Origin of the sequence: Acinetobacter sp. UBA3461 (genome assembly GCF_002381195.1) — a bacterium.
Classification (GTDB): Bacteria; Pseudomonadota; Gammaproteobacteria; order Pseudomonadales; family Moraxellaceae; genus Acinetobacter; species Acinetobacter schindleri.
The window spans coordinates 1-11513 of sequence record NZ_DFRO01000008.1; the positions used below are offsets into that span (position 1 = coordinate 1).

Consider the following 11513-nt stretch of genomic DNA (forward strand, 5'->3'; position numbering starts at 1 on the left):
TTTTCTAGTTTGGTATGAGCGTAAGCATATTATTTACACTATAGATTAATGATAAAATGAATAAATTCCAAATTAATGATTTTTTAACTTATATTCCTGTAATAACTATTATTCCTTTGATTATTGGGATTTTCTATAAAGTAGGTTACTTATTATTATTTGATTTACAGTTTTTGATTAGCTCCTTTTCATATACAGAATTAGCATTAAGCTCATATTCATCAATATTGTTTGCACTAGTTTCATTATATGGCTATTCGATAATGAAGTTGGATGTCATAGAACGAGTATCTTGGAAACTGATTTTAATAGTTAATTTAATTTGTGTAGGTACTCATTATCTGCCTATATTTGATATGACATTTTTTGATTTAGTTTTGAAATTATTGTTTTTAAATATACTAATTTTTTTCAATATAACAAAAAGTTTAGTAGTTAAGTCCGTATGTATTTTTATGGCGTTGGTCGTTGCGCCAGCTGTGAATGGCATGAGTAAAAACTATGAATTCCCAAAAGAGGCATCAAATAAAATAGTGCTTAAAGGTGATTCTACTGAGTGGTATTTAGTTGAGAAAGTAGCGAATACGTTGGTTTTAGTGGATAAAGATACTTTAGCCAGTAGAAACTATAGATACAAATTTATTGAGCTTAAGGATGTAGAGCAAATGGAAAGTAAGTTATGGCAGAATCTAAAAAAAGCACCCTAAAGTGCTTTTTTATTTTCTTTAGCTGACTTTATTAACTGAAACAGTTTCTGTCCCGTACTAGGAGCTGATAGTAACTTCTTTATATTTTCCTCTAGGCTAATTTTATCAATGGAATCAAAATTGTTTCCATCAATAATTATGGTGCAAGGGTAACCATTTGAAGAAAAATTAATAAAACTAAGCCACTCGAAGTTTTGAGTATTATTCACATCAGTTAGGTAAAGATTTTTATCATCATATAAATTTGTAAGATTTTCAAAGTAATCCGCAATAGTAGTGTCATCTTCAGGGACTACTTGAAAGATCAATTCTAATTTTACTAAGTTATTGGAAAATTCAAGTATTTGTTCTTTAAGGGTAAGGAATATATCATGAATTTCTTGAAAGTTTCTTTCTCTATCTAAGGCAGTCTGCATACCTAATTTAAGTGAGTCTGTGAAGTTGATCATATTATTTCCTTAAGATTACAGCACTTAGCGGGTGATGATCCGATAGAAGAGATTTCTTAGTATCATCTAAATTGGTAAGATTAACAATATTTATATACTTATCTTGAAAATCCCATTCATCACTTAAGAAATTACTAGAAAACATAATTTGATCAATAACATGCCAGTTATGGAATTGACCATTAGCGTAAAAGTATGTTCCATGTGTATTCAGAGATTTCAATTGAAGTGATTGAAAAAGAAATTTCCAACAGGGATTATAAAAAACATTCGGTTTTTTTGAGACAAGAGTTTTCTCTCTAGAACTCTGCAATTGATGAACAACTGCTGGATCGTATGGTTCAACATTATAGTCACCAACAAGAATAATGTTTTTTATCTCTTTTAATTCATCTTCAATATTAACTCTTAAGCGCTCAGCAATTGAAGTTACTTGCAAAGATACATCGTTTAATCTACTTGGCCAATGTGAAAGATAAATTGTAATTTGTTCCTTATTTGACAAAGTAAATTTGTACTTTTGACCATATTTAAAAGTTCTAGTAGCTGAAGACATTGTAAAATTTTGAACGTCACTATTATTATTTCTAATTAAATGATGAGCCTTCTTATAGTAGATGCAAGTATCAAAAAAAGTACGCCCTACGCTATCTATACCTTTTGCACAAAAATATCCTAAATCTTGTGGAAAGATAGTTTTTTCAAAAAAATCTATATCTTCTGGCCCAACTTCACCCAAACAGATAAATTCATAATCATTTTCCATAAATTTTTGAATTACCGATGCAATTAAAGCCCGCTTCTCATCACTAGATTTATCTCTTTTTGAAGAAACGGGAGGAGAAAGACTAGTATTCCACCAAATGATTGATAATTCAAAATTTTCCATAATTATTATTTATTTGCTACCACACTAAACCCATCTAATCGCTTCGCTAACTCTTTCATTAGCTCTTCAGTTGGCACACTTTCTACATCCCCAAACTTCTGCTCAAAGCTCTCTTCCAATCTCGCAACAATATCCGCATTCATAGAGCGATTCAGCTCTTTAGCAGATTCTGCAATTTTCTGTTTAAGCTCATCAGGAAGTCTTAAATTATATTGTGCATTTAAATGACCACTACTCATTACATATTCCAATTTATCAATAAATTATGCTTAAAAGCATAGTCTTATACTTTGTCGCATACTTTATAGGTAGCAAGTGGGTATTGACAATGGTAGCCGATGGGTATTAAATGTTTTTTGTAGCAAGTGGGTATTATAGAGAGTAGGTATGAGTAAACATAAAAATCCTCAATATAATTTGAGAATGCCAGAAGAGTTAAAAAAATTTTTAGAAGAACAGGCTAAAAAAGATGGTCGTTCTTTAAATAATTTTTTAGTGAAGTCATTAGAAGAACTTCGAATGACATTAATTAAACAATCGAATTAAAAACAATGAAGCCCCTCTATCTTGGCGGACAAGGGGCTTCTGTCTAAACTTTGGAGAAAAGACATGAATAGTCTAGCATTAACATTTAATGATGTGAACTTGATACCACTATCATCTAGTGATCATCATGTATGGATAGGCTCAACCCAAATTGGGTTAGCCTTAGGATATGCAAACCCTGAAACAGCTATAACGAAAATTTTTAATCGTAAGTCAGATGAGTTTACTTCTGATATGACGCGTTTAGTTGAAGTACAAACGAATGGTGGTATACAGCAAATTAGAGCGTTCTCTTTACGCGGCTGCCATCTCATCACATTCTTTGCCCGCACACCAGTCGCCAAAGAATTTCGTAAATGGGTACTCGACGTACTGGAAAAAGAAGTCCTTCAGCAGCAAATTGATACTCGAGTGAAAATCAACGCGGAGCAGCAAGCCATACTCAAAGAAATTGTTGATCGACGTTGTGAAGGCAATGTAAAGAAACGCACCGAACTTTGGAGTAGACACAACCAGCACTTTCGTATCCCACGTTATAGCGAACTGTTGGCCATCCATTTCCAAGATGCAGTGGATTACCTGGAAACGATGCAGATCAAAGCAAAAGGGGATGTTCATATAGATGAAAATCAATCTATAGAAATGCTGTGTAGTCATGCTCGCCTGTTTCAAGCATGGTGGAATACCCATAGTCCGACATTAGCTAAGCTCAATCCGCAACTGGTTTATATGTTGCATGACAATATGTTCTCTATGAATCATTCCATATCGGATCTATGTAAAAAGTTTGGTATAAGCCTTCCAACTTATGACTATGATCATATGTTTGAACTGAAAACACTTCCGCATGAACGATACAGATTGCTGAAATAACAAAAATACCGCCTGAAAGGGCGGTTTTTTTATTTCAATCTATAAAATCTTTAAATATTTCCTCATTCTTTATTGTGTGTTCTATATAAAACTAGATCCAGTCCCTCATTCTTATTATTACCTCTCATTTCAATAGACCTATCGTCAATTATCATCATGGCATTGTGGTAAAATTCTACTCAATAAATCAGCAATTTAAGTAAGCAGTCTACAATTTTTTAAAAATCTACAAAAAATTAATTTTGTAGACTGATTTGTAGACTGTTGAACTGCAATTAAGGCAAAGTGTATGCAATATGATGCAACTATGGATAATTTTAAATTATTGAATATGCAAGGTATTGCAAGATAATGCAACCAATGACAATACAAACAAAACTAGGTGGTTTTTACTTCTGTTATTACGCCATTGTAGGCGCATTCATGCCATTCTGGAGTTTGTATCTTGAAGATCAAGGTTTCAGCTATTCAGAGATCGGGATTCTATCTTCAATTGCCATTGTCACTCGCTTTTTTGCACCCCTCATTTGGGGCTGGATTGCTGACAAATCTGGCAAACGCATGCTGCTGGTGCGCATTGCTACTTGGATGGAAGCCTGTATCTGGTTTATGATTTTTATCGTTCCAAACAGCTTTCAGTCTGTGGCATTGCTGATGCTAATTTTTAGCTTTTTCCAAAATGCGATTCTGGCGCAATTTGAAGGTGTGACGCTTTTCTGGCTCGGAGAAAAACGTGCCGAGCTATATGGCAAAGTGCGTAAATGGGGATCGGTGGGTTTTATTGTTGGTGTTTTTGCTGTTGGAGCAATATTTGAAATTATCCCGGTCAGTATGCTGCCAGTATTATTACTGTGTATTTCATTTCTTGCTTTTATCTGGTCCTTTAGCATTAAGGAACCTTCGACGGCGCCATTTGCACAAAAACAGCTTGAACCGTTATGGCCAATCTTGAAACGGCCAGTGGTTTACAGTTTTTTCATCATTGAGCTGATTATGCTTTTTTCCCATGCGCCATTTTATAGCTTCTATAGCAATTTTCTCAGTCAGCATGGATATACTACCAGTCAGATTGGACTGCTATGGTCGGTTGGTGTGATTGCGGAAATCATCATGTTTGCTTATGCGACTTTATTTTTTAATCGCTGGTCGTGGCGAACACTGGTAATAATCTGTTTGTTGCTAACAGGATTGCGTTGGCTGATTGTAGGTCTGCTGCCTTCGTTATTTATAGTGCAGTTTATGGCACAATGTATTCATGCTTTTAGTTTTGGCCTGTTTCATATGATTGCGATGCGGGTGATTTTCCAGAATTTCTCGGCAGGACAGCAGGGGCGAGGTCAAGCACTCTATAGCACCATGTGGGGGATTGGCGTCGCTAGTGGCAGTATTCTTGCTGGTCAGTATTGGGACCAATTTGGCGGTGCGACTATCTTTATATATGCCGCCGCGGCTACGCTAATGGGTTTACTATTTTTATCTGGTTTACCCAATCAGGTGGAACCCACAAAGTCCACCTGAAATAATGATTCTTGAATTATTAGATCTGAATATCTTTATAACGATCGAACCATGGTTGCGCTTCTTCTAGTTGCGTAGCCAGTTGTAATAACAGATCTTCACGAGCAAACGGCGCGATAAACTGAGATCCTAGTGGTAGATTCTGCTCGTTCCAGTATAGTGGTACTGACATGGCGGGTAGGCCAGTGATATTGGATAACTGGGTAAATGGCACCCATTTCAGGTTTTCCTTGACGATCTGGTCAATCAGTTTACCCTGAGCTAATAGATGTGCCTTCCCCATACCCAGTAATGCTTTCATAATCGGTTTTTGCCAAGCGGGTGTTTTTACTTCACCATTGCGTGGTGCCACCGACGCCGTTGCTGGTGTCAGGTATAAATCATAGCGTTCAAAGAAATGATTCATCTGGGAAACATAGACACCCCAGTTGTTCAGATTCTGGATATATTCAATCGCCGTGGTTTTGGCACCAAAAGCAGATAACACCAGAGAATCCAGCTCAAAATCAGTTGATTTAGACGGATATTGCCTACGGATTTCCTCAAGCATATAAGAGAACTGACTGAACCAGGTGGTAATAAAATCCTTAGCCAATTGCATCCCGTCAATCGCTGGATGATCTTCAATTACCTCATGACCTAATGATTCCAAAATTTTCACTGTCTGTTCGATGGCCTGAACTGCATCTTTGGAGATTTTGGTGCCAATAGGAGATTTGGTATTGAATGCAATTTTCAGTTTTTTCGGTGGTTGCTGAATAATCTCTAGATAATGCGCATGTGGCCGTTCGATCTTGAACATGGAATGATGATCTTCACCATGCGTAGCATCCAGCATCGCAGCGCTGTCACGAACGGTTTTGGTCAGAACGTGCTGAATTGCTGCCCCATGCATGGCTTCACTCATTTGTGGTCCCCAAGGTGTACGTCCCCGGCTTGGTTTCAAACCAAACAGACCGCAATAAGAAGCAGGAATTCGAATCGAACCACCGCCATCACCCGCACCCGCAATCGGCACGATCCCCCCGGCAACAGCAGAAGCAGAACCACCTGATGAACCGCCACTGTTATGGGCTAAGTTCCAAGGGTTTTTACAGCTACCCCAGGCATCTGGCTCGGTAATGCCTTTGATTCCAAATTCAGGTGTATTGGTGCGGCCAAAAGTTACAATGCCGGACTTTTCCCAGCGATTCACAATTTCCGCATTGGTATCCGGAATATAGCCAATACGTTTAAAACCAGTACAGCCATAAGAAGTCGGATAACCGGCATACTCCTGAAACAGATCTTTAACCAAGAAGGGCACACCTGCAAAAGGACCTGATAAATTTGCCTCAGTACGTTTTAAGGCATAATCATGCATCGGGATCACGATGGCATTTAATTCAGGATTGACCTGATTACTGCGTTCTAAAGCAATATTCAGTAACTCTGAAGCATGGATTTCTTTTTTTGCGACCAGCTCGGCCAGTCCCAGACCATCATAGCTAAGATATTCCTGATAATTCATGACATTCCCTGTTTGAATAAATAAAAGTTAAAAATTTTAAGATGCAAGTACGACTTGATTACGACCCATATGCTTGGCCTGATAAAGCGCCTGATCTGCAATATTGATCAGATCCTGCAGTTCGGTCTGCTGTGGTGCTTCCTGATGGGTAATACCCAAACTTACCGTGATATGCACCGATTTGCCATGTTCCAGATAAATTGGTGTTTGCTGTACCAGCTCACGGATACGTTCAGCCACCCAATGCGCTTCATCGTGCTCTATATCCCACATTAAGACGACAAACTCTTCACCACCAATCCGGGCAAACAGATCGCAGCTACGCAGATTGGTACGCACCAATTCAGAGAATTGCTGTAAAACTGCATCACCAACATGATGGCCGTATTGATCATTTAAGCGTTTAAAGTAATCAATATCCAGCATAATAAGAGAGAACGACAATTTTCTAGACTGTTTCAGTAAACTTTCACCTTCTTTAAAGAAGTAATGGCGGTTCATGGTACGGGTTAAACTGTCATAATTGGCGAGATAAAGCACATGTTTATACAGCTCATTCCGGTTTTGGCTGATAATGCACAGAATCAGTGGTGCCAGTGCCAGCATAAACAGGCCGATGCGTAAGGACACAAAAGTCGTAGAATCTGCCAGGGTTTGATCAGCCAGATAGATCTGTGTCAGGCTGCTATAAGTGGTGATCAGAACCAGTGTATTAATAATCGAGATTGTAAAAATACGATAAGTGAGTGCTGCCCAGATTAAGGCGGCCAGAGGATAGATTAATGCGCCAGGCCCGGCAAAAATATGAGTTAAGACCACACAGACCGCGACAGTGATCATCGGAAAAAAATAACTGAAAGAATAAGATTTTTTCCTGCGATTTTTCGCAAAATAACGAATTTGCTTGGCCGTAGGGAATGCCAGTACCAAAGGCAGGATGATAATATAGTTAACCATTTCCCCAGTCCACCACAGGAAAAAGTCAATTTTCATGTTTTCCGGAGTGATAAAGGAACCGGGGATATTCACCAGAGTAATCACTGCAAATGCTGCGCTGGCAAGACATCCTGCGAAGGCACAGATACCGAACAGATGAATAAAGGTAAACCCGCTGTTGTAGTACTTATAATTAATTTTGAAATAGCGAATACAGAATAGGGAAACGATAGTGCTTAACAGATTTGAAAGTGTCAGAAAAAAGCTTTGTAGAAAAAAGTCACCTGTGAGCAGGTCTGCAAACATATAAGCACTGAACGCACCTAGCCAGCCACCTTTATTGTTGAGCTGTGGAAAGCGTAAAAAGAAGGCGAGTAGGGCTGCATTGGCTGGCCATAAAAATGCTAAATAGCCGGTTGGTCGCGTTGCAATGCCAATAAAGCTACAGATAAGAATTAACAGCGCAATAATGAGATATGCAGAGCTATCCGGATCCAGTTGTTTTTCTTTAAAATCAGCAAATCGCAAAATGAAGCTACCTTAGTATATTTACAATGAAAAATCACATGCTGTTTTTTTAGTTAAATAAGCTTTGAGATCTTTCTTTTTGTTTTTGATTGTTTGTAATTTAATCAATACTTAAAATCGCATAAGTACAAAATATAAACAAAATAATGTGGAAAAGAAATGGCTATTATGTATCTAGCTGATATTTTTATTTAAGTAGATGAAATGATTTTTCGCCATACTCCCCACTGTCAAAAATATGCTAAGTTAGGGACAATCCAAGGAATACTATTTTTAATATGAAAAAAACATGTCTAAGCCTTATGCTGCTTACCTTAACCACCTGGGCGATGGCTGCAGATATAAATAAAAATACCCAAACAGCAGCACAAGCTTCAGCTGTTGCCAATACCTTCCGTATCGTAACACGTCCTGAAATCATGGGCTTATGGGGAATGGAAATCCCGACTAACCGCAAGTGTGTTGAATATTATAATTTTAAAAGTGATAACAATGTGATTATTAAAAGTGGTGATGAATGGTCATCAGGCATCTATGACTATCAGTTGCCGCAAGATACCACCGCTCAGGTTCCGGCCTTAATTCTTCAGGTGAAATATGACAATAACCAGAAAGACTGTTCTGGCAATCAAGAAGATCAGTCCGGTGAAGTCTCACAGTATTTTGTGAAATGGCAGAATCCACATACGATTAATTTCTGTGCTACTGAAAAGGCAGAGCAGTGTTTTGCAACTTTAAGACGTATTCTTCCTTAAGGTTACAGATAATAAAAAACCGCTGAATGATCAGCGGTTTTTTATTAAGGATACTGAAAGAGGATTAAGCCTTTTCTTCAGCACCTTCAAGTTGTTTAAGCAGATGTTTTTCGAGATAGTGAATATCCATTGCCTGCTCACAGAAGTTCTCATCCTGAAGGATCAGATCTTTATGCAGCGGGATATTGGTCTTGATGCCAGTCAGAATCATTTCATCAAGCGCCTGCTTCATACGGGCAATGGCTGTTTCACGATCTTTACCATGTGAAATCAGCTTGGCAATCATCGAGTCATAATACGGTGGAATGCTATAACCTGGGTAGATATGCGAATCTAAACGGATACCTGCACCACCTGGTGTGTAAAAAGTCTCAATCATGCCTGGAGATGGCATAAAGGTAGATGGATCTTCCGCATTAATACGGCATTCAATCGCATGACCTTTAACAACGACATCTTCTTGCTGAATATCCAGACCCAGACCGGCTGCGACACGAAGCTGTTGTTCAATGATGTCAACACCAGTTACCATTTCAGTGACAGGATGTTCTACCTGAACACGGGTATTCATTTCAATAAAGAAGAATTCGCCGTCTTCAAACAGGAATTCAAATGTACCCGCACCGCGGTATTGCATTAACTTACATGCATTCACGCAAGCTTCCAGAATGTCAGCACGTGCCTGTTCAGGCAGATTTGGTGCAGGAGCTTCTTCTAGTACTTTCTGGTGACGGCGCTGTAAAGAACAGTCACGGTCATACAAATGGATCGCATGGCCATTACCATCGCCCAAGATCTGTACTTCAACATGACGTGGCTTTTGCAGGAAGCGTTCCATATAAACCGTATCATCGCCGAACCACATTTCTGCATCACGTTGTGCCGCTTGTACAGACTCGAGCAGGGTATCCACGCGTTCAACGATACGCATACCACGTCCGCCACCACCCGCAGCAGCTTTTACGATCAGCGGGAAGCCGATTTCTTTGGCTTCAGCAAGGGCATTGTGGATGGTTACTGCATGGTCACAGCCTGGTACTGTTGGTACGCCGGCTTTTTTCATGGCAATAATGGCAGAAACCTTATTACCCATCAGGCGAATATGTTCAGGACGTGGGCCAATAAAGATAAAGCCAGAACTTTCAACAATTTCGGCAAATTCAGCATTTTCAGACAGAAAGCCATAACCTGGGTGGATCGCATCCGCACCGGTAATCTCAGCTGCTGTGATAATTGCTGGAATATTTAGGTAACTGTCACTGCTTGCGCCAGGGCCGATACATACTGCTTCATCGCAGAAACGCAGATGCATCAAGTCCTTGTCAGCATCTGAATAGACACCGACAGTTTTAATTCCTAAAGTTTTGCAAGCTCGGGTGATGCGCAGGGCAATCTCACCACGGTTTGCAATTAAAACTTTTTGCAACATTATTATGAATCCCCGAGGTGATTAAGCGCGGTAACGGAAAAGTGGCTGACCGAACTGAATCACTTCACCATTTTTCACCAGAATTTCTTCAATCACACCGCTCTGAGTTGCTTCAATCGGGTTCATGATTTTCATGGCTTCAATAATACCAAGTGTTTCACCAGCAGAAACAGTTTGACCCACTTTCACAAATGGTGCTTCGCCTGGACTTGGTGCTGCATAGAACACACCAACCATCGGAGATTTTTCCACAGCACCACGTGGGGATTTCGCAGCAGGTACATCAGCTGCAGGTGCAGGCATTGCAGGAACAGCTGCTGCAACCACTGGATTGCGACGAGTCAGGGCAATGGATTGATCTCCTTCCTTAACTTCGATCGCCTGTAAGTCAGACTCAATCATCAGGTCGATGAGTTTCTTGATTTTACGGATATCCATGAGACAGTATTCCTAATTAAGATTGCTTAGAAGATTGAATTTTTTCAATGATGTAATCGAGGGCAGCGGCATAGCCTTTTGCACCCAGACCACAGATCACGCCGATCGCCTTATCGGACAGATATGAATGATGTCGAAATGCCTCACGTGCATGAACGTTAGACAAATGGACTTCAATAAATGGAATGGCAACGCCAAGAAGTGCATCACGCACTGCAACAGAGGTATGCGTTAAAGCTGCAGGATTAATAATGATGTATTGCACGCCGTCTTGTTGTGCTTGATGAATTCGGTCGACAATGGCACCTTCCCAGTTGCTTTGGAAAGTGTCTAATTCTAGTGTGGCATTTTTAGCCTGAGCGCTGAGCTGCTGATTGATGTCATCAAGAGTCAAGTCACCATATACTTCTGGTTCACGCTTTCCCAGCAAATTAAGATTCGGTCCATGAATGACCAAAATGGTCGAACTCATTCAGCTTGCTCCAATTCAAAAGTTTCAAAAGAAGTTTGCAAGATGTCAGCAAACTTCCTTCATTATGGCATGAAATTCTACATTTTATAAAAATTTTGTCTGAATTGGTGTAGAAATTGTCTGCCTGATAGTGGGCTATATAATGAGAACTTTGCAAGGAATTGGCAATGTTAAAAAATGACATTTATGGGAGTTATGTCGGATTTTTACATTGTAAGCCTAATTGGCTAAAACAGTTAATAATGTTTATGTAACATTGCCGACAGACAATAAAGAAGTCAACTATTTTTGATCAGATCCTGCTAGATGTTTGCAGTATTTAAGGTTTAAAGCTTATTCATCTTAAATTTTAGTGACAAAAAAGTCTGTTTAAAAAGTGCCCATGAATGGTTTTTATATAATAATTCTAATTATATAAGATTTTATTAAATAAGTTAGTGAATTTAATTTGTTTTAAATTAAA

The 11513-nt window shown here is 39.0% G+C and carries 13 protein-coding genes; 5 read left to right on the forward strand and 8 right to left on the reverse strand.

Features of this window, described 5'->3' with window-relative positions:
• The first annotated feature begins 56 nt into the window (after positions 1–56).
• Positions 57–707: a hypothetical protein gene (locus B3D47_RS01720; RefSeq protein ID WP_286859612.1), complete on the forward strand. Its 651-nt coding sequence runs from the start codon at positions 57–59 to the stop codon at positions 705–707.
• Here the strand turns inward: B3D47_RS01720 and B3D47_RS01725 are convergent.
• From B3D47_RS01725 to B3D47_RS01735, 3 genes are read right to left on the reverse strand one after another with little or no spacing between them, the layout of a single operon-like run.
• Positions 704–1156, reverse strand: a complete 453-nt coding sequence (locus tag B3D47_RS01725; RefSeq protein WP_286859615.1) for a hypothetical protein — start codon at positions 1154–1156, stop codon at positions 704–706. The two genes, B3D47_RS01720 and B3D47_RS01725, sit on opposite strands and share 4 nt — an antisense overlap.
• A 1-nt stretch (position 1157) precedes the next feature.
• Entirely contained in the window at positions 1158–2045 is an 888-nt protein-coding gene (locus tag B3D47_RS01730) for an endonuclease/exonuclease/phosphatase family protein (protein ID WP_286859618.1), read from the reverse strand.
• A gap of 5 nt (positions 2046–2050) precedes the next feature.
• Positions 2051–2284 (reverse strand): Arc family DNA-binding protein, encoded by a 234-nt coding sequence (locus B3D47_RS01735; protein ID WP_286859621.1) that lies wholly within the window; start codon positions 2282–2284, stop codon positions 2051–2053.
• Between the two features lie 148 nt (positions 2285–2432).
• On the opposite strand from B3D47_RS01735, the gene B3D47_RS01740 reads away from it, so the two are divergent.
• The 3 genes from B3D47_RS01740 (at position 2433) to B3D47_RS01750 (ending at position 4982) form a co-directional block, all read left to right on the forward strand.
• Positions 2433–2591 (forward strand): Arc family DNA-binding protein, encoded by a 159-nt coding sequence (locus B3D47_RS01740; protein WP_081405885.1) that lies wholly within the window; start codon positions 2433–2435, stop codon positions 2589–2591.
• Positions 2592–2654: 63 nt separating this feature from the next.
• Positions 2655–3464, forward strand: coding sequence for a BRO-N domain-containing protein (locus tag B3D47_RS01745; protein WP_286859626.1), 810 nt, complete (start codon positions 2655–2657; stop codon positions 3462–3464).
• A gap of 351 nt (positions 3465–3815) precedes the next feature.
• Positions 3816–4982: an MFS transporter gene (locus B3D47_RS01750; protein WP_286859628.1), complete on the forward strand. Its 1167-nt coding sequence runs from the start codon at positions 3816–3818 to the stop codon at positions 4980–4982.
• Between the two features lie 19 nt (positions 4983–5001).
• On the opposite strand, the gene B3D47_RS01755 is transcribed toward B3D47_RS01750, so the two are convergent.
• The gene (locus B3D47_RS01755; protein ID WP_286859629.1) at positions 5002–6492 is read right to left on the reverse strand and encodes an amidase; all 1491 of its coding nucleotides are present in this window, start codon (positions 6490–6492) and stop codon (positions 5002–5004) included.
• Between the two features lie 36 nt (positions 6493–6528).
• Positions 6529–7956: a sensor domain-containing diguanylate cyclase gene (locus tag B3D47_RS01760; RefSeq protein WP_004894573.1), complete on the reverse strand. Its 1428-nt coding sequence runs from the start codon at positions 7954–7956 to the stop codon at positions 6529–6531.
• A gap of 329 nt (positions 7957–8285) precedes the next feature.
• Between B3D47_RS01760 and B3D47_RS01765 the strand changes: the two genes are divergently transcribed.
• Entirely contained in the window at positions 8286–8711 is a 426-nt protein-coding gene (locus tag B3D47_RS01765) for a hypothetical protein (RefSeq protein ID WP_171056660.1), read from the forward strand.
• A 64-nt stretch (positions 8712–8775) separates the two neighbouring features.
• On the opposite strand, the gene accC is transcribed toward B3D47_RS01765, so the two are convergent.
• From accC to aroQ, 3 genes are read right to left on the reverse strand one after another with little or no spacing between them, the layout of a single operon-like run.
• Entirely contained in the window at positions 8776–10140 is a 1365-nt protein-coding gene (gene accC / locus B3D47_RS01770) for an acetyl-CoA carboxylase biotin carboxylase subunit (RefSeq protein ID WP_163166135.1), read from the reverse strand.
• Positions 10141–10161: 21 nt separating this feature from the next.
• The gene (gene accB / locus B3D47_RS01775) at positions 10162–10578 is read right to left on the reverse strand and encodes an acetyl-CoA carboxylase biotin carboxyl carrier protein (RefSeq protein WP_004809213.1); all 417 of its coding nucleotides are present in this window, start codon (positions 10576–10578) and stop codon (positions 10162–10164) included.
• Positions 10579–10594: 16 nt separating this feature from the next.
• Positions 10595–11050: a type II 3-dehydroquinate dehydratase gene (gene aroQ / locus B3D47_RS01780; protein ID WP_286859630.1), complete on the reverse strand. Its 456-nt coding sequence runs from the start codon at positions 11048–11050 to the stop codon at positions 10595–10597.
• Between the last annotated feature and the right edge of the window lie 463 nt (positions 11051–11513).